Origin of the sequence: Kordiimonas laminariae (assembly GCF_023008165.1) — a bacterium.
Taxonomy (GTDB): domain Bacteria; phylum Pseudomonadota; class Alphaproteobacteria; order Sphingomonadales; family Kordiimonadaceae; genus Kordiimonas; species Kordiimonas laminariae.
In genome coordinates, this window is record NZ_JAKQZA010000001.1 from 1 (window position 1) to 19,049 (window position 19,049).

Below are 19,049 nucleotides of genomic sequence, written 5' to 3' on the forward strand. Positions count from 1 at the left end.
TTTTTCCCTGTTGCTTTGATCGCAGCATCAAGGCCGTGGCGATTAGATTTAACGCCACTCACACCATGATCTTTATAGATCGCTTCACAGCCAGCGGCAGTGAGCGCGTCTAGTTGGAGATCAAGGCTTTGATCCTCGGTAGAAACGCGGGCATATCCTATCTTCATATATGAAGGATAGGGCTTTAGCGGATTGATTTAAAAGGGAAAAGAGACTCTTGATACGTGTAAGTCGTGCAAAAAGGCTCCATTACGCACGAGGGCTGGATTTGCAGATATCGACTCGACACATACGATCGTATGTTTGTTAAGTCATTGGCTTTCCTAGCTATGGTTAACGGGTGAATCTGTCAATTCACAATTATGAAAAACGGGGGAAAAGGAGGGTTTTTGAACGGAAACTTTGAGGTGCAACATGATCAAATACTTAAGTGCATTTATGTTGGTTTTGTGTGTCGTCGCGTGTTCTGAATCGCAAGACCGCCCACCAACAGATTATATTGAAAAACTGTTAGAAAAACTCGTTATAGAAAAACTGCCTAAAGGCTCTGTTGTACTAACAGATGTTAATCATGTGATTTCTGAACAAAGGGGCGATGAGAAGAAACCCGTTGTCAAAAGCCGCTTTGAATTCACTGTAGAGGTTAATGGAGACCAAGTGATTGAAGTGGATAGCATCAACGGCATTGATGATACGCACCCGCAAATTCTCATTATCAAAAAGCTGTTTAATGACGGCGATGAAGTAACAGGCGAAATTGTTACATCCAGTACACTTGACCTTGGTCGTTGGAAAGTTGATCTGGACGAAATCTCTGGAGACATCCGCAATGCGCGTGATCGGATGGTAGAGCTTTCCGAGTTTATGAAGGAAGGTAGGGAGTATTTATTTCAAGATGACGAGGAAGTTGAAAAAACAAAAAAACGGTATGTTGAGCGCCGAGAAGAACTAAAGCGTTTGGAAGAAGAAAAGCGCGCGCGAGAAAAGGCAGAAAAAGAGCGCCAACGTCAGCTTGCTATTCAACGAGAAAAGGAGCGTATCCAAAAGATACGTACTGACATTAGTGGAGACTGGGTCTCTGTTCCTTGGCACCAGTTTTATAAAGGCAGTTCTTATGAAGGAGGCGCAGTAAGGCCAACAACCGCACCGCTTGTTCGTTTTCGCATTCCCAAGGGAACATCAATGAATGATAAGATTGAGTTTCAGCTTATTGATTCATTGAGACCTTGGGTAAGCTCTCCATGGCTACAATCAAGTTTTGAGTTTGATAAGCGGCGTGAGAATTTTAAGTTCAACACTATCAACCTAAACACGGCTGGTAGGCGACAGTTTGGGATTGAGCGAATTCAAGGCCGCGTGTTCTCAAAAGAGAAGCTCATTGGCCTTGAAAGACGAGCTAAAAATAGCTCCCAATATATGCCGTTCTCTAAGCTGTCTAAGAAGATCGACGCTCTGAAACAAAAGAAAGAGCGTTATGATAATCTTGTTGATGCGTTTTTAACGAAACATAACGCCATAAAGTTTCACTCAAGCATAAAAACCAGCACTTTCAGAGATAATACATATGCATTGGTCTATGTAGAAAATCACTTTGACAGTGAATGGGTACGTGAAGATACATCTGTGGAACCATATTGGGGACGTAAGAATGATCAGAAAAGGCGCTCTCGTTGGCAAAGGCTTTTAAAAGATAGCATAACCTTTACCAATAGAAAGGCTAAGGGCTTGCCATGTGGTGGCAATTTTGATTTTGGGGCGCTTATTCTTCATTCTGGTATTCTAGGCTTTGGCGAAGCGGGTGCAGTAAAGATTGCTGTATATAACGTCAAAGAGCAACACCGTAACGCTCGGTACTGTACTGTGGAATTAGTCGAGAAGTTTCCTTCAAAAGATATTTGGTGGCATGAAGCGAACTTACTTTTTAAACCAGAGTAACAGATAACCTATCTTTCTAAATCCCCTCTATCTTTTGCCTGACCTTTAAGGCGCGGAATAGTCGGTTTAAAATCTACACTCTTTGCAAAGGGCGGTCTGGTATCAGGTCGCCCGAGTGCTTTTGATTTATCATCAAAAGCTTTGATCTTCTCTTGTAGCACTGGCCCATCTTTTTCATCTTTGAATAATCGCGGATATGTCAGCCGCTCCATCTTATCAGCGTGTGTGTGATGACCACCATCACGCAAGACATCAAGCGGTAAGCGCCCAAACCGATCACGTACCCAAGGGGAGTTACTAACTTCGCTTGTGAGTATCTCCTGCATCACACCCGGCTTGTCTGAGCCGCCCCAATGAAGCGGGGTCATACCGTGATCATCACGATTTTCAAGAAGAGATGGGTTTTGCTTAACAGAACAATAAACACCAAGTGCGTCACCTGTTCTAATCATATCAAATATAGCTTTATTATGCGCCTGACCTTTGGCTGATTGCTTATCAAATTCAGCTTTGGGCAAATTATCTGCATAAGCTTTAAGCTCTTCAAAACGCTCTCGTGCATAATCGGTCATACATCAATCTCCAGCATGGAAATTTGACGGGTCATTTCATTGCGTAAGATGGCTTTGATCTGATTGTTTTGAATAACAGCAGCACCCTGAGCCTTATATGTCACCTCAACAGCAAAAGCCTCATTGCTTTTATATGTCTCAGTCATGCTTGCTAGAGCATAGGACTTGCCGCCCTGTGCATTGATAATGAGCTCTTTGCCCTTAATGCTTGTTTTTAATGATGGCGGTGCTTCTTTAATATCACCAAAGCGTACAAGCGATTGCCCTAAAATATCAACATCACTTAATTCCGGCGCAATATCCTGTGGCCCATATTTCTTGATAATATAGAGATGTAAACACGCCCAGAATTCGTGTCTGGGTGTGGAGATAGATTTGAGCATCTTATTCATGGTCTGGTGTGAGAGCTTGGCAAGCCAGTCTTCTGAAACGCCCATAGGCGCGATATGTCTGGCGAGTAATTTCATATACGTTGGCAACTTCACACCTGCGGCCTTCCAATCTTCGAGAATGAGCCGCTTGATACGTTGTTGTGCATCCTGCGAATAATGGCTCAACAGGCCCAATTTAATAGGATCGAAGCTCATATACCCTCATTCATTTGGAATATTCTGGAATGTTCCGGCTGCTTGGTAGCCCCAACAACACCAAGCATGGCAAGTTTTCAATCAGCGAAAATACAATCGCAAGCAAAAAAATATCAACCTTGATGTAATTTTTTCCAAGCGCTGGCGAATACATGCCCTCGCAAACACAAAGAAGAAAGTAGAAGACATGAATGAACATGCCCCAATCCCAGACCCACTACCCGCCAACTCACCGGAATTAGAGAAATATCGTCATCATCTGGACGAGTTTGATCTGACCGAAGAGCAAAAACAGGAACTGCTCATCACCCTCTGGCAGATCATGACCCAATTTGTTGATCTGGGTTTTGGCAGAGATGCCACCACTCTTGCCCTTAAAGCAATCTGTGGAGAAGACTTCGAACCTGCCCCACTTGATGACGAGTATGAATTATACTTGAAGGACAAACTATCAATGGAAAGCGAGGACTAATAATGCTCCAACAACAAGCCGTTATATATTGCCGTGTATCAAGCCCCGCGCAGGTTAGACGTGGGCATGGTCTTGAATCCCAAGAAATCCGTTGTCGCGACTATGCTAAGCGGCAGGGTTATGACGTTGTGAATGTATTTCATGATGAAGGTATTTCTGGCGGCTTGATTGAACGCCAAGGCATGCAGGCTATGCTCGCTTTTCTGGAAGATAATCGGACTGATAAATGCATTGTAATTATTGATGATATCTCGCGCTTGGCGCGGGATATTAAAGCTCATCTGGATTTACGCGCAGCTATCAATGATGCAGGTGGCAAACTTGAAAGTCCCTCTATCGAGTTCGGAGAGGATTCAGATTCCATTCTAATTGAAAACTTGCTCGCTTCCGTGTCTCAGCACCAACGGCAAAAGAATGCCGAGCAAGTTAAAAATCGGATGAAGGCTCGTGTGCATAATGGCTATTGGCTCTTCTCCCCTGTCATGGGTTACAAATATGAAAATGTTCAAGGCCACGGTAAGATGCTTGTTAAGGACGAGCCTAATGCTTCCATTATCAAGGAAGCGCTAGAAGGTTTTGCGTCGGGTCGTTTTGAAAGCTGTGCTGAAATCCAGCGCTTCCTAAATAAGCATCCATCTATCCCGCGCTTAAAGACAGGAGAAGTCGATCTCAATGCAGCAATCGCTCTTACTGAACGCCCTATCTATGCTGGCTACATCACTGTGAAGAAATGGAAGTTGTTTATGCACCCAGCCAAGCATGAACCAATCATTGATCTTGCTACATGGCAGAAGATACAGGAGCGCAAAAACAACAAAGGGAAAATTCCTGCGCGTACTGATCTAAATGAAGACTTTCCACTACGCGGGTTTATCAATTGCGGGACTTGTGAGCATCCAATGACAGCCGCATGGTCTAAGGGACGTAATACATATTATCCATATTATTTTTGTCAGTTAAAGACATGCGCTGAATATAAGAAATCCATCAGACGTGATGACATTGAACTCGGCTTTGAAGATATACTCAAAGAGCTACAACCAAGCCCAAAACTCTTCCACTTAGTGTATGAAATGTTCTCTGACCTATGGAAAGAACAAAAGTCTAATCTATCTGGTCATGTTGCTAATGCGAAAACAGAAGCAAAGAAGATTGAAGCCAAGATCGGTCAATTAATGGATAGAATCATCGGCACGGACAATGACACCCTCATCACGGCCTATGAAGAGCAGATTAAAAAACTGTCTGAGAAGAAGCTTTATTTACAAGAAAACAGCTATAAGAGCACTAAAACGCCTATGAGCTTTGAGCAGAGCTTTCGAACAGCCTTTAGTTTCTTGTCAAACCCCTGGAGGCTCTGGGATTCAGACCTTTTGAAACACAAGAGAATGGTTGCAAAACTGGCGTTTCCTGACGGATTATTCTACTCGCGCCAGACAGGCTATCGAACCGCCGCAATCGCGCTTCCATTCAGGGCTTTCGGGGTGTTTAGTACTGGTAGGTTTAAAGTGGTGGGCCCGGAGGGACTCGAACCCCCGACCAGACCGTTATGAGCGGTCGGCTCTAACCAACTGAGCTACAGGCCCTTACCACGGCGTGTTACCTAGCAGAGCTTTTTTCCCTTGAACAGAGGAAATTTTACTTTTTTGTCAAACCACTAGATTAGAGTTATTGAACATCTGTTTCAGGTTGTCCGTTTTTAACAAGCGGCCTTCTTCTACTTCCTTCAAACAAGTACGTGGAGGTTTCATTAAGGGAAGAGGAAATGCTCATGAACACGAAGCATCTATTGCTTTCGTCGATAGCTATACCAGCTGCGTTCAGCCAAGCTGTCGCCGCACAAAATGCTCCACAAGAAAGTATAGTAATTGAAGAAGTAACCGTAACAGCGCAAAAACGCGCCCAGTCCACACAAGAGATTGGCGTATCTGTAACAGCGTTCAGCGGTGACAAACTACAGAAATTTGGCTTTACAGACAGCCCAGACATTGTAGCGCAGGTACCGGGCCTTAATGTAGGCACACCGGTGGGTGAGGGAAACAACCCTTCTTTCACACTGCGCGGTGTTGGGTTGAATGATTTCAATGACAACAACGAAGGCCCCATTGCCATCTATTTGGATGAAGCCTATCAGGCAGCCCTACCCGGCTTAACCTTCCAATTATTTGATGTGGAACGTGTTGAAGTACTCCGTGGGCCGCAAGGCACAATTTATGGCCGTAACGCAACCGGCGGCCTTATGAAATTTGTATCGCGTAAACCAACGGAAGAAACCGAAGGTTATCTGCGCGCTGAAGCTGGATCTTATACATCTTTCCTTGTGGAAGGGGCTATCAGCGGGCCATTGTCTGATACAGTAAGAGCAAGGCTCGCGGCATCATACAAAACCAACAATGGTTACGTAGAAAACCGTATTGGTGAAAATGCCAATCAGGCCAACAGCTTCTCCATCCGCGGTAGCGCAGAAATTGATGTGGCTGATAATGGCCTGTTAAGCGTTTCTGCCTTCTATAGTTCATCAGATACAGTAGCGCCGCAATATCAGCATCAGGCAACTTTGGGCGCGACAGGAGCAGATAACCTACCATTCTGCCCAACTGATGTACCGCGCGATATCTGGTGTTATGCAGATACAGATGATGATAATTTCGCTGGTGAATATGACAGGGAGGGCCGCCTTGATATCGAAGTAAAAGGCGTTCATGCCACCTATGTTCATGATTTCGGCGGTGTTGAACTGACAAACACCTTCTCCTATCAGGCAACTGATAAGTTGCACGAAGAAGATACAGATGTTGGCCCCCAAGCTGGTATTGAACCAACGTTCCGATCAGAGATCGATGCGCTGACAAACGAATTTCGCCTATCAGGCGATTTTGATGGTGGCGTTTGGCAGTTTGGCGTGTTCTATCTGGATACCAAAGTAGAAAGCGCTAATGATCTGCAGGTAAACTGGCGTGGTGATTTCGCGGCCCTTCTGGATAGTGACCCTGCAGCCTTTGATGGCGGTCTCGCCGCTTTCACACCGGGCTTCCCAACCGACGGTACATTAGTTCCTGCTATCTTCTTTGATGTGGATTATACGCAGGATACACAGTCATATGCAGGCTTTGGACAGGTGGAATACCGCCTTTCTGACCGCTTGAACCTTACTGTGGGTGCACGCTATACCAAAGAAAACCGCGATTTTGATTATATTAACCAGGCACCGGCTGGCTTCTTGCTGAATAACCTTTTGAACGGTGTTGGCGAAGCAAATTACCTTAGCCTCCGCGCGGGTGATACAAACGGTTTTGCAGCGGTTGTTGGCGCTGGCCCGGCTGATGTTGTTTCGGCTGATGCATCCCGCATTCGCGATGATAATTTCCTCGGCAAAGTAACGCTTGATTACGATATCAGCGATGATGCGCTTATCTATGCATCATGGAGCCGAGGCTTTAAATCAGGTGGTTTTAACGCCGGTTTCCTTGACCAGACAGATTTCGTAACCTCTGATCAGGTCGCGTTTGATGCTGAGACACTGGATAGCTATGAAATCGGCTTCAAGTGGACATCCTCTGACCGCACAATCAGATTAAACGGTGCTGGTTTCTACTATGATTATAATGATTTCCAAGCCCTTACGTTCCAGGGCCTGTCACAGTTCATCACTAATGGTGAAGCAACTTTCTACGGCGCTGAAGCGGAACTAACTATTCTTCCCGCAGCGGGTTGGGATATCCAGTTAGGTGCGAGTTTGCTAAGCACCGATGTTGACGGTGTGAACGTGCAGGGAACAGAACTGAATGACCGTGAAGCGGTGCTTGCACCGAACTTCACAGCCAATGGTTCCGTATCTTATACAGCTGGTGTTCCGGGCGGTGAGCTCACTTCAATTGTTAGCTTTAACCATCAGGGCTCGCATTTCTTCGATATCACCAACAGCGAAAATTCTCGCCAAGGTGCATACACCCTGTTTGATCTTCGTTTTGTTTATACCCATGAAGATACAGGGCTCAAAATCAGCGCCTTTGCGAAGAATCTGTTCGATAAAGAATACCTGGTTTACACCTTCGATTTCACAGGCCCAGGTGGTTATAACCAGCGCTTCTTTGGCAAACCACGTTGGCTTGGTGTTGGCTTGAATTATAATTTCTAGGCCCATCTACAACAAAGAAACAAACAAGCCTCAAAGCTCATGCTTTGGGGCTTTCTCATTGGCAACTAAGAACACCTAATCGGCAATAAAAAAGGCTGGCATCTCCGCCAGCCCTTTTTGGTTTCGATCTTATCAGGTTTAATATTGACTTTCAGGAGCTGTTACACGCAAACCGTCTAAATCTTCAGTCACTTTAATCTGGCAAGAAAGCCGGGAATTAGATTGCTGATGATCATTAAACTCAAGCATAGAGTTTTCCATCTCGCTTGGTTCGCCTGTCGCCTCAAGTTGATCTTCATCAACATATACATGGCAGGTAGCGCACGCACAGGCACCACCACAGTCCGCCATAATCCAGTCTATCCCGTTATTGAGCGCTGTTTCCATCACGCTTTCGCCTTCGGCTGCCTCAATAACCTGCTCTTCCCCATCATTGGAAACAAAAGTAATTTTCGCCATGTCATTAAACCTTCTGTGTTTTAAGTTCTTTGAAAATGTCCATCATGGTTTTGCTTTGGTCCTGCACAGCCTCACTCGTGAGCCTCAGCCCCATCTTGAGGATGTTTTTGCATGCCATGAAGGACTGTGGATCATTGACAGAATCCACCGCTAAAAACGTTTCGCTTTTGAAATAAAAAACTGAGAATTTTCCAGCCGCCACATCGCCCCTCACAAACGTTTCTGTATGTTCTGAGAACAAACCAACTGTCTGGATTTTGGTGTCATACTGGTCAGACCAGAACCAGGGCGGGTCATAGGCAGGACGTTCGAGCCCCAGAATATGTCGTGCGGCTGTTTCTGCCATATCAATAGCATTCGGAACACTTTCCAGCCTCAACTTCTCTGACTGACCTTCAAGGGGGCGAAGTGCGTTATCGCCAATGGCATAAATGCCTGAAACAGATGTCTCGCAGTTTTCATCAACGATGATCCCGTTTCCAACTTCAATGCCAGCTTCTGCTGCCAACTCCTGATTTGGCAACACGCCGATACCTACAAGAATTAAATCCGTTTTGGAGGTAGTGCCATCATTTAACTCAACGCCCTTTATAGAGTTCCCATCTTTCTGGTAAGCCTGAACTTCAGCTCCCAGTCTAATGTTCACACCATTTGCTTCATGTAAGTTTTTGAAATAATCAGAAATCTCTTCGCCTATTACACGTGCGAGCAACCGCGGCATGCGTTCAAGAACGTCAACAGCGACACCCATTTTTCGGAGCACTGCCGCTGCTTCAAGCCCGATATAACCGCCACCAACAATGGTGACATGGTTCAGTTTATCCACTTGAGTCTTTAGAGCTTTAGCGTCATCCAGTGTGCGCATAACTTGCACATTTTCTGCACCTTCAAGTTCCGGGATCATCCGTGGACGTGTCCCTGTAGCAAACACCAATTTGTCATATGAATAAGAAGTGCCACCGCCTATGGTCACTGCCTTATTGGCGGTATCGACCTTCTCTACCCGGGCACCAGAGATAAGCTCGATGTCTTTATCATCATAGAATTTCTGCGGCTTCAAAAAGAGCCTACCTTCCTCCAATTCGCCTTTCAAAAAAGCCTTTGAAAGTGGAGGTCGCTGATATGCAAGATATGGCTCTTCGCCGATCATGGTGATCCGGCCATCATACTTTTTTTGCCGGAGGGAAGCCGATAGCTGAATAGCTGCCTGCCCCGAGCCAATTATCACCAATTTTTCCATGTTGGTTGCCATAATAGATACCTCCTTCGAGAGGATATCTATAGCTAGCCTATAGCCTAACCGCCTTGCAGATGCGGTCAATCACGAGTGCGGTAACGGGAGGGTGCAGTCCCTTCCGACCAACGAGAGAAAGCGCGAGAAAAGCTCGCGGAATCTGCGAACCCCAACATGTGCGCAATCTCGGTTACTGACAGGCTACTGGTATCCAGATATTCTTTGGCTTGTTCGAAATGATAGGCATCCAGCATACTGGAAAACTTCCGCCCTTCAGCGGCTAACCTTCGGTATAAGGTGGGCTCAGACACCCCCATTTGAAAAGCAACCTTCTTGGCAGTTATCGGCGGATCAATACGGTTTGCATATAAAAGCCGCTCAATCTGATCACAGAAAGTCATTGCCATCGTAACGGTCTTAAGCTCCCTATCCAGATAAGTTTTAAGAATTGGGGCCAAAGTATTATCGAGAATTTTGCCAGAAATCATATTGGCGGAAGACGGCAGCACAACGCTGTTTTCATCTTGATTGAAGAACACTGACGTTTTGAGTTGCCGCTCATAAAGCCGAGGATCACACTGTGGAGAATGCTTAAAATTAATCCTTAAAACCTTAGCTTGCCCACCAGAGAAAATGCGTATCTGCCGCTTGGTGAGTGCGAGAGAAAATTCCACATCCTGCCTACAATCATTATCACTGGCATACATAATCTCATAAACAAATGCGGTTTCATGTTTATCGCGCGTTACCTGCGCAAAAGTAACCCCCTGCAGAAGGTTCATATAGTGGCAGAGGTTTTCAAGCGCCTCGAGCACATTCTTTGACGAAAGGAACAAGAACCCAATAGCCCCTAACGTTTCCGGGCCTGCGGCTCTCGCTAAGTGAATGCCAAGGATCGGATTATCCGCATGCTCTGCCGCCAACTCAAGAAATTTGAGCCAGTTTTTAAGGGGTACTTCACCGTCCACTCGCAATACTTCATCGGCGGAGATGCCGCTATCTCTATACAGAGAAGCAGGATCCAGATCATGTTCCATCAAAGGGTTTGTCAGTGAGCGCACAACTGACGACCAAATAAGGGGCTCCTGCTTTTTATGATTTTCTTTCACACCTCACCCCTCAAGCATACTCATAATTTCGTTTATGATAGAAATTATCACATGTTTGATAGATTTTGACAATCTCAGTTTTTATCGCCGCCCTAAGGTTGACCAGTGTGAGGGAGCACCAACCGTCAGGAATAAAGGGAAGTAAGATGGAACACGCGTTTGTAAATGCGTCCGCGGCATCTGACTGGAGAAACATACTCGCAGAGCGCGGCATCAACACGCAGGATTTCGACAGCCTGCTAAGAAAACCAACTCTATCAGGCAACAACTTTGATCAGCAATTGATTGATCTGAAGGAGTTTGTTGCTACCGTTGAAAAGACAGGTTCTGTTAAAAGCGGAGGCGGTATTTCATGGTCCGTTGGCCTTGCGTCTAACTATGCGAAACGTGGTAAAGTTGGTCAGGCAATCCTTGGTTCAAAAACCCTAGGCACGGCTTTTAACCGGCTCGTGAAATTCTATCCCCTTATTCAGGACCGCACGGACGTAAGCCTAGAGGTAGGTGAAGATTTCACAACCCTTGGCTACCGTATTCTGGACCCGGATATCTGGCCGCGTACGGAAGATGCCCTATACACACTTGGTGTTTTCTCTTCCTTCATTAAAACAGCTGCGCCCACCACATGGGAAACAGTGGATATTCTTATTGAAGCTGACAAGAATGTGGTGAAGAAGGATCTTACCAACGAAGTATGCGCCAATGTTGTTTATGAAGCTGAAACAAACGGCATCCGCTTCCCTACAAAGATTTTAAACAATCCTATTGGGCTGCTACCACCAGTAGAGAATGACATTTTGAATTATCTCAACCGTTTGCTGGTTGAAAAACGGCGCTACCTGCCCGTGAGCGAGAAAACGAGACAAGCAATTTTCCAAGGCCTTAGCCGCGGTCATGTAACACAAGACCATGTAGCAAAAACCCTGGGCCTTTCACGCCGCACATTGCGCCGCAAACTGGCTGCCGAGGAAGTATCCTATCAGGCTATCCTTGATGAATGCCGCATGCGGGCCGCATCGCTTGAATTTAAGATTAGCCCGAACCAGTCCTTATCCGAGATGGCACTGAAACTTGGCTATTCTGAGCACAGCACTTTCTCTCGCGCTTTTATGCGCTGGGCAGGCATAGCACCGCAGCAGTTCAGAAAACTTCACTAACTGGTGTTTTCATTTGATTGACCACATATGCAAAGCTGATGTTTTCAGGCTTTCATACCAATAACGCTCTGGTCATGCTGTGAGAGGAAACTATGCCCCATTTACTTCTAATGGAAGGGAACCCGGCGAAAGTACGCCGTAAAGCGGAAAGCATTAATGTGCGCTCTGCGAGCGATGTTTATGCCCATGCTATCAAAGCCCATTTTCCAGACATAGAAATGTCGATCATCTATGCGGCAGACAAAGATGCAGCTCTACCCGAAGGCATGAGTTATGAGGATTTTGACGGCATGGTAATAAGCGGTTCAAGCCTGCGCGCCTTTGATGAGACCTTCGCTGTACAGAACCAGATTAAAATCCTGAAAGAATTTTGCGAAACTGGCAAACCAGTTCTCGGCAGTTGCTGGGGCCTTCAGATTGCTGCTATTGCTGCTGGTGGTACGGTAGCAGCAAGTCCAAATGGCCGTGAAATCGGCTTTGCCCGGAAGATAACCCTTACTGAAGAAGGCAAAACACATCCTTATATGAAGGGCAAACCGACGGCGTTTGATGCACCCTGTATTCACTATGATGAAGTTTCAGCACTGCCATCCTCAGCCACCCTACTTTGCAGCAACAAGCACAGTTTGGTTCAAGGGGCTATTATCCCGATTGGAAAATCAGAAGTTTGGGCTGTGCAGTACCACCCTGAATTCGATCTTGAGCAGCTTTCCATGCTCTTTCGGCTTTATAAGAAAGATCTTCTTACTCAAGGCTTTTTCGATAAGGAAGAAGATGTAAACGCCTATCAAGCATTGATTGATGCGGCTGCAACAAACCCAAATTCAAAAAGCCACGCGTGGCAGCTTGGGGTTGATGAAGATATCCTAGTGCCGGAGAACCGCAGGGCGGAGATTATCAACTGGATCAAGCACCAAATCCTCTAGATGGTTTTAACACAAATTAGTCCCCCCTTAATGTGGCCATCGAGAAGAAATCTCTTGGCCACATTTTTTATTATGCTTCAGCAGTCCAGCCACCTTCAGGCTTATCAAACCAAACATGTACCTGGCTGGTTCCCACTGAATTTTCATAATCACTGAACTGTCGGCCTTTAGCCTTACAGTCACGCCCACCGATAGCAGCCGCCATCATCAAATAATGGCCAAACGCACCTTCAGGTTTATGAGGATAATAAGCCGGCATACCATCAATCACTGCGGCATGGTTCCCTTCTTTGAACCATTCTAAGCGCTCATAATCTGCCTCACGCGCTGCATCTGAAAAGATGTTAGCGGGATCAGCTGTTTCATACCTGCCGTTGCTGATATCCTGAAACGTATGGAAGGTATGGCTCATGGAACCACTTGCGAGCAGCACAACCTTACGGCCTGATTTTGCTATAGCCCGGCCAATGCCCTCTCCCACTTTCAGATAATCAGAGGCCTTCGCCGCCATATTCATACCAACACTGAGCCATGCTTCCTCTTTAGCGATATGATGCGCAACATTCACTGTGCCGTAGTTAATAGGAAGATATGGGTCATCATTGGCGGTGCAGCGCGCGCCGTTTGCATCTACTTCAGCCGCGATGAGTTCAGCTAGCTCGGGATCGCCCTTCAAATCATAGGGCACCTGGCACATACCGCGCGGTAGTTCTTCCGAAGTGTATTTTCCAGTTCGGCGTTCATGAGAAGTTACGATAAATTCAACCAGTGTTGCCCAGTGGGTATCAAACACAATAACTGTATCTGCACCAAGGCTATCCAGCACCTCAGATCGCAGCTTTTTAAAGCCTTCGATTAAGGTAGTGTCCTTACCTCCATAGATCTCATACCGAACTTCTTTTGGCAGCATGATAGTCGGGACATGACTAACAAGACCTGCGCCTACAACTTCACCCATTTCGTTCACTCCTTAGAACCTTGAATAATCAGTTTATAAGCGCAAAAAACAAGGCCTTCCAGCAACGCCCCTTACTATGTCCACATCTGCTAAGACACCTGCTTTTCCTTGGTTTAGCGTGATGAAAGATTGATTAGAGACATGAGTTAAGAGGCGACTATGAGCAAGCATTGGAATTATCCTTTTTCTCCATCAACAGACACTGCTGTTGATCTTTCATCCCTAGATGCCTTTAACGAAGGTGCACCCTTCGCAACATTTGAAAAAATGCAAAACCACGGGGTTGTCTGGACAGAGGAAACAAATGGCCGGGGCTTCTGGTCTGTCACCCGTCATGAAGATGTTATGGCACTGAATAAACAGCCTGACCTGCTGAGTTCCGCGCGAGGTATTCGTATCGAAGATCAAACCGAAGAAGAATATGAAGCCCGGAAGACATTTCAGGAAACAGATCAACCACAACACACCTATTTCCGTATGCTTGTGAACAAAGCTTTTTCCCGTGGTCAGGTCGCACTATTTTCTGATCGTATCCGTGAAATTACAGCCGAACTCATTGATAAAGCACTGGCAAAAGGCGAAGTTGATGCAACTGATGAAATCGCTCGCCAACTGCCAATGCGTATGCTTGGGCAGATCATCGGTGTGCCGGATGAAGACCTAGATTGGCTTGTGGAAAAAGGTGATGCGCTCATCTCCAACTCTGATCCGGATTACACGGATTTCGTTGTCGACAAGGTAGATACCGAAGAATACCGCCTTCTACCATTCCGTTCTCCTGCCGCCGTAGAATTGTTTGACTATGCAAACGATCTTCTAAAACGCATGGATGCAGGGGAATCTTTTGGTGTGCTGAACTCTGTGCTTCAGCCGACCAAGGACGGGCACTCCATGTCTCATGATGAGTTCAGGAATTTCTTCTGTCTACTCGTGGCAGCAGGCAATGATACCACCCGCTACAGTATCGCTGCGGCTATTCACGCTATGGCAAACCAACCTGAACTACTCTCGCAAATTCGCGATAACATGGATGATGATGGTTTCATGATGACAGCATCGGATGAAATGATCCGCTGGGCATCACCAACCACACACTTCCGCCGCACGGCAACACGCGATTTCGAATATGGTGGTAACCAGATCAAAGAAGGCGACAAGGTTGTTCTATGGTTCACTGCCGCCAACAGAGATGTAGACACATTCGGTAATCCGTTTGAGATTGACCTAAACCGTAAACCAAACAGGTTTGTATCTTTTGGTCAGGGCGGTCCGCATGTTTGCCTTGGTATGTTCCTCGCGAAACTGGAAGTGCGGATCGTGCTTGAAGAGTTTGCAAAGCGTGTCGCTAAAATCGAGCAAACAGGGCCGCACGCTTATCTCAGATCAAACTTCATTTTAGGTATCAAAAAATTACCTGTGAAGATGACAGCCGCCTAACGGCATCACGCTGAAATACACGTAAGAACAAGGGTTAAAGGGAAGACGATGGAAACATCAATTATGAACAGGGTTCGTGTATTATTTGCTGATCAGCTGAATTTGGCACGCGGTAAATATATTCCAAAAGAATTTGCGGAAGAAGGCAAGGCTCGCTTCTGTAAAGGCGCCTATGCGGTTACATATAACAAAGATATTGTACCAGCTCCGGGTGCCGGTGTGGAAGTCGGCTTGCCCGATGTAGAGGCCATGTTTGACCCGGGTGCATACAGAATTGGTTGGGAAGATAACACCCAAATCGCGCTTGCAGATATCTATGACAATGATGAACCGTCCGAGCTATGTGGACGGGGTGCTTTGAAGAGAATTCTAGCCAAGTGGAAAGAAAAAGGCCTCACCCCCATGGTGGGTTTTGAAGGCGAAGCCTATATTTTCGAACGTGATGCGGATGGTAACTGGGTGCCATACAACACCCCGGGTTCATTCGTGTACGGCACGGGCCCTTTTACCGACCCCGCTGGTTTGATTGATGAAATCTGGGCTGTTGCGCAGAAAATCGGCATTCATATTGAATCTTTCAACGCAGAATTTGATGCGCCTCAGTATGAACTGACAATGGGTTATACAGATGCACTTAAGGCCTGCGATGATTTCTTCCTGTTCCGCACTATGGCCCGGGAAGTTCTGTATAAGCGCGGCTATTTGCTGTCGTTTATGCCAAAGCCTATCCCTGATCTCTCGGGCAGCGGTCTGCACATCAACCTCAGCTTCAATGATAAGAAGGGGAATAATGTGTTTGCGGGCGGCACTGAGAAGGATCAACTATCAGACCTAGTGAAGGGCTGTATTTCTGGGCTGGTGAAACACCATGAAGCTATGTCCGCTATTCTGGCGCCAACAGTAAATTCCTATGCCCGCTTGCAGCCTGGGAGTCTTTCCGGTTACTGGGCAAACTGGGGATATGATCACCGCGGCGTCGCAGTACGTATTTCCGGTGAAGGCGGACGTGCTGCACGCATAGAACACCGGGTTGGTGACTGTGCGGCGAGCCCATATTTTGCGCTGAGTGCCGTTTTAAATGCCGCCCTTCTCGGCTGCGAGCATGATTACAAACTGCCAGAAGCTGAAACTAACGACGGTCTGGAAACGGTTAATACTGATCGCCATGTACCTGCTTCCCTCACGGAGGCAATTGCTATCTTCAAAGCCGATACTGACCTCACAAATGCGATTGGATCACTGATCACCGATAACTATATCGCGATCAAAGAAGCAGAAGTTGAGGAAACAGCAAACCTCGATGAACAAGGCCTGATCGATTATTACATCAACTATATTTAAGGTTTTGGAACAAAAACAATGACAGATCGATTAATGATTGAAGGCGTCGCTGTTTCCCCCCATCACTATATTGGCGGCAAACGAGTTTCGAGCCCTACTACATTTGAAACCCGCAGCCCGATGAACTGGGATAACCTTCTAGGTAACATCGCACGGGGTGACGGCCAAACCGCTGATTTAGCGGTAACCGCCGCAACCGAAGCGTTTCCGGCATGGGCAGCACTTACATCAAAAGAACGTGCTGCTTATATGCACCGGCTTGCGGATCTGATCGAAGAAAACAAAGAAAAGATCGCTATAGCTGAATGCATGGATATGGCCATGCTTCAGGAAAGCCTTGAACTCAGGCTGGTGCCGCGTGGCGCGCTGAATTTCCGGAACTATGCTGACCTTGCTGTTGAGCATGAAGAACGTGTCTGGGACAGTAAAGGCACCCACAATAGGGTTATTCGCATGCCTGCAGGCCCAGCGGTTATTATCACGCCGTGGAATGCCCCTTTCATGCTTTCCACATGGAAAGTTGCCCCTGCACTGGCCGCTGGTAATACAGTGATCTTGAAGCCTGCTGAATGGTCACCCCTATCCGCAAGCTTGCTCGCTGATATGGTTGATCAAGCTGGCTTCCCGCCCGGTGTGTTTAATGTGGTTCAGGGTATGGGGTATGAAGTTGGCAATGCGCTCGTGAACGACCCGCGTGTGAAACGTATTTCCTTCACGGGCTCAGTGCCCACGGCTCGCATCATCGGCAAGGCTGCCGCGGAAAACGTTGTTCCCTTCACTGCTGAACTTGGCGGGAAAAGCTGCCTGCTGGTGTTTGAAGATGCAGACATTGACGCAGCAGCAAAGAAAGCGGCAGGTCAGTATGATGATAGCGGCCAAGTGTGTATGTGCGGCTCTCGTATTATTGTGCAGGAATCTATTGCTGAAGAGTTTGAAAAGAAATTCCACGAATATACAGACAAGCACATCATGGGCGATAGCAAGAATGGTGACACCACCATGTCTGCCATGATCCACCCAACCCATGTAGAACGAGTAATGGGCTTTATCGAACGCGCCCGTGAAAACGGCGACGAAATTGTCCGTGGCGGCAAGAAATATAAAGAAGATGGCCTTTGGGTGGAACCAACCCTTATCAAGCCTAAAAACAATGATAGCGAAGTGGTGCAAAGCGAAATCTTCGGCCCCGTCCTCACCTTCCAAACCTTCAAAACAGAAGAAGAAGGTGTTGCACTTGCGAACTCAACTGTATTTGGACTTTCTGGCATTGTTTACACTGGCTCCCGTGACCGGGCAGAACGTGTCGGCCGCGCAGTAAGAGGCGGAACGGTATGGGTAAACACCTTCCTTGTACGTGACTTAACAGCACCGTTTGGCGGTATTGGCTTATCCGGCTTGGGCCGTGAAGGCGGGCACTATGCGCTTGAGTTCCATTCAGACCTCAAGACACTGCAAATTCTGGAAGACTCTACGAGCTAATCAAAGACGGACAAATCAAGTTCACAAGGGGTGCCTAACCAGAGCACCCCTTTTGTATGATCACGGTAATCATCGCCACTTAATGCATGAACCAAAACCGTTAAACCTTGCCGGTTTTCATCAAGCCATCTGATAATTTCTTCAGTGCGTTCTGTTGGTATTAACAGTTGGCAACTCCCCATCGGGTGCGGGCCAATGGGTTCATCATGCATTCGCCCCATCTTCAGCTCAAACCGATCACGCGCTGTCTCACAAAGTTTGAGCGCCATTGCACGCTCCCGACAAATAGAAACGCCCACATCATAATAGACATGGGCGTGATAGCTATATTTCTGGTTTGAATTAACCAATGTCTTCAAGGGTCCGACGTTCAAGCGTTGTTCCCGCTTTCCAGGAAACCCCCACTTCATGCCAATAAGCTCCAATTTTCTCTCGAATTGGTAAGTCAACGAGCTCTTCAACCGGGCTATCAAAATACGTGAGATCAAAATCACCTTTGAAGCAGCGACCAAAATCCACATCAAAACCTGACATGGTAACCACTTCTGAAAGACTATCTGTGCCGTCTGTTTCAATGGCTGGATACCACCGGCTATGAGCCATTGGATGACCATTAACAAACCCCGGCGCATCAGCTGTATCCGTAATTTCAAACACACCTTCCGCAAGGCGGCGATCAAAAGCGGCGAGCGTAACGCCAAATTTACCACCGGGCGCCAAACGCGGCCCTGCCTTGCCAACATTCACCGGACGTGTCTGCTGAATAATCCCAAGTTTCTTCGGGTATCCCTGATGTTGGCCGCGGATGATAGCAAACTCTTTATCGACCCAAATGAAAGCACAGCGTGAGTATGTTTTACCCTTGTATTTGCAACGGATAACAATGAACATTTCCTTGTACTGAAGACGTACAGGATCAAGCACTTCATTAAAATCATCAGAACAGCTTTGCCAATCTGCCCAGATAGCGGCAACCGCACCCGGATCTTCATCAGCTAATTCAAACCCCTCAGGCAGAAGTGCTTTCACAGCTTCCACATCTGTGCGGTATTCCATGGTAATCAACTCACCCGAATAATGCCACGGCACTGGCGGCAATATGGCTGATTTTCCAGATTTGGTTCTTGGATAGTAAAAACCCGTCATCTCACATTCTCATCCGTTAAAACTAACTGATGATCACTATGATGAAGGCCACTGCCAGTTTCCAGCGCACGGCCTTATATTGTCCTCATATGCTAAGAAAGA

Annotated in this window: 18 protein-coding genes and 1 tRNA gene; 9 read left to right on the forward strand and 10 right to left on the reverse strand. The window is 46.7% G+C overall.

Going from position 1 to position 19,049, the window contains the following annotated elements; genetic code table 11:
- A partial coding sequence (locus MF542_RS00005; protein WP_247015955.1) for a recombinase family protein occupies nt 1-167 on the reverse strand: 167 nt, incomplete at its 3' end.
- Nucleotides 168-414: 247 nt separating this feature from the next.
- Here MF542_RS00005 and MF542_RS00010 point away from each other — a divergent pair.
- Entirely contained in the window at nt 415-1,935 is a 1,521-nt protein-coding gene (locus tag MF542_RS00010) for a hypothetical protein (RefSeq protein WP_247014618.1), read from the forward strand.
- 8 nt (nt 1,936-1,943) lie between these two features.
- On the opposite strand, the gene MF542_RS00015 is transcribed toward MF542_RS00010, so the two are convergent.
- Nucleotides 1,944-2,507 carry a hypothetical protein gene (locus tag MF542_RS00015; RefSeq protein WP_247014620.1) on the reverse strand — a complete coding sequence of 188 codons (564 nt, stop codon included), beginning with the start codon at nt 2,505-2,507 and terminating at the stop codon, nt 1,944-1,946.
- The gene (locus tag MF542_RS00020; protein ID WP_247014622.1) at nt 2,504-3,094 is read right to left on the reverse strand and encodes a hypothetical protein; all 591 of its coding nucleotides are present in this window, start codon (nt 3,092-3,094) and stop codon (nt 2,504-2,506) included. Before MF542_RS00020 ends, MF542_RS00015 begins: the two co-directional genes overlap by 4 nt.
- Before the next feature lie 187 nt (nt 3,095-3,281).
- Between MF542_RS00020 and MF542_RS00025 the strand changes: the two genes are divergently transcribed.
- Both MF542_RS00025 and MF542_RS17730 read left to right on the forward strand, forming a co-directional pair.
- Nucleotides 3,282-3,566 (forward strand): hypothetical protein, encoded by a 285-nt coding sequence (locus MF542_RS00025; protein ID WP_247014624.1) that lies wholly within the window; start codon nt 3,282-3,284, stop codon nt 3,564-3,566.
- A gap of 2 nt (nt 3,567-3,568) precedes the next feature.
- Complete coding sequence (locus MF542_RS17730) at nt 3,569-5,119, forward strand: recombinase family protein (RefSeq protein ID WP_343264818.1); 1,551 nt, start codon at nt 3,569-3,571, stop codon at nt 5,117-5,119.
- On the opposite strand, the gene MF542_RS00035 is transcribed toward MF542_RS17730, so the two are convergent.
- Nucleotides 5,076-5,152, reverse strand: a tRNA-Ile gene (locus MF542_RS00035). The genes MF542_RS17730 and MF542_RS00035 overlap by 44 nt on opposite strands.
- Before the next feature lie 185 nt (nt 5,153-5,337).
- Here MF542_RS00035 and MF542_RS00040 point away from each other — a divergent pair.
- Nucleotides 5,338-7,704: a TonB-dependent receptor gene (locus MF542_RS00040; RefSeq protein WP_247014628.1), complete on the forward strand. Its 2,367-nt coding sequence runs from the start codon at nt 5,338-5,340 to the stop codon at nt 7,702-7,704.
- Nucleotides 7,705-7,842: 138 nt separating this feature from the next.
- Here MF542_RS00040 and MF542_RS00045 read toward each other — a convergent pair whose 3' ends face one another.
- From MF542_RS00045 to MF542_RS00055, 3 genes are all read right to left on the reverse strand, one after another.
- Nucleotides 7,843-8,163 (reverse strand): 2Fe-2S iron-sulfur cluster-binding protein, encoded by a 321-nt coding sequence (locus tag MF542_RS00045; RefSeq protein WP_247014630.1) that lies wholly within the window; start codon nt 8,161-8,163, stop codon nt 7,843-7,845.
- Between the two features lie 4 nt (nt 8,164-8,167).
- Nucleotides 8,168-9,415, reverse strand: a complete 1,248-nt coding sequence (locus MF542_RS00050) for an NAD(P)/FAD-dependent oxidoreductase (RefSeq protein WP_247014632.1) — start codon at nt 9,413-9,415, stop codon at nt 8,168-8,170.
- A 65-nt stretch (nt 9,416-9,480) separates the two neighbouring features.
- Nucleotides 9,481-10,506, reverse strand: a complete 1,026-nt coding sequence (locus MF542_RS00055; protein WP_247014634.1) for an AraC family transcriptional regulator — start codon at nt 10,504-10,506, stop codon at nt 9,481-9,483.
- A gap of 146 nt (nt 10,507-10,652) precedes the next feature.
- Between MF542_RS00055 and qhpR the strand changes: the two genes are divergently transcribed.
- Both qhpR and MF542_RS00065 read left to right on the forward strand, forming a co-directional pair.
- Nucleotides 10,653-11,660 (forward strand): AraC-like transcriptional regulator QhpR, encoded by a 1,008-nt coding sequence (gene qhpR / locus MF542_RS00060; RefSeq protein ID WP_247014636.1) that lies wholly within the window; start codon nt 10,653-10,655, stop codon nt 11,658-11,660.
- A 92-nt stretch (nt 11,661-11,752) separates the two neighbouring features.
- Nucleotides 11,753-12,586, forward strand: a complete 834-nt coding sequence (locus MF542_RS00065; protein ID WP_247014638.1) for a type 1 glutamine amidotransferase — start codon at nt 11,753-11,755, stop codon at nt 12,584-12,586.
- Nucleotides 12,587-12,656: 70 nt separating this feature from the next.
- Here the strand turns inward: MF542_RS00065 and MF542_RS00070 are convergent, their stop codons facing one another.
- A complete protein-coding gene (locus tag MF542_RS00070) occupies nt 12,657-13,544 on the reverse strand; it encodes a DODA-type extradiol aromatic ring-opening family dioxygenase (protein WP_247014640.1) in 888 nt (295 codons plus the stop codon).
- 159 nt (nt 13,545-13,703) lie between these two features.
- Here MF542_RS00070 and MF542_RS00075 point away from each other — a divergent pair, with 159 nt between their 5' ends.
- Genes MF542_RS00075 through MF542_RS00085 form a run of 3 tightly spaced genes read left to right on the forward strand, consistent with a single transcriptional unit; the run spans nt 13,704 to nt 17,801 of the window.
- Complete coding sequence (locus MF542_RS00075; RefSeq protein ID WP_247014642.1) at nt 13,704-14,981, forward strand: cytochrome P450; 1,278 nt, start codon at nt 13,704-13,706, stop codon at nt 14,979-14,981.
- 48 nt (nt 14,982-15,029) lie between these two features.
- On the forward strand, nt 15,030-16,322 hold the full coding sequence (locus tag MF542_RS00080; RefSeq protein ID WP_247014644.1) for a glutamine synthetase family protein: 1,293 nt from the start codon (nt 15,030-15,032) through the stop codon (nt 16,320-16,322).
- An 18-nt stretch (nt 16,323-16,340) separates the two neighbouring features.
- Nucleotides 16,341-17,801: an aldehyde dehydrogenase gene (locus MF542_RS00085; RefSeq protein WP_247014646.1), complete on the forward strand. Its 1,461-nt coding sequence runs from the start codon at nt 16,341-16,343 to the stop codon at nt 17,799-17,801.
- On the opposite strand, the gene MF542_RS00090 is transcribed toward MF542_RS00085, so the two are convergent.
- Nucleotides 17,798-18,175 carry a DOPA 4,5-dioxygenase family protein gene (locus MF542_RS00090; protein ID WP_343264609.1) on the reverse strand — a complete coding sequence of 126 codons (378 nt, stop codon included), beginning with the start codon at nt 18,173-18,175 and terminating at the stop codon, nt 17,798-17,800. The genes MF542_RS00085 and MF542_RS00090 overlap by 4 nt on opposite strands.
- Nucleotides 18,144-18,947, reverse strand: a complete 804-nt coding sequence (locus MF542_RS00095; protein ID WP_247014650.1) for an acetoacetate decarboxylase family protein — start codon at nt 18,945-18,947, stop codon at nt 18,144-18,146. The genes MF542_RS00090 and MF542_RS00095 overlap by 32 nt, the downstream gene beginning before the upstream one ends.
- Nucleotides 18,948-19,049 lie beyond the last annotated feature (102 nt).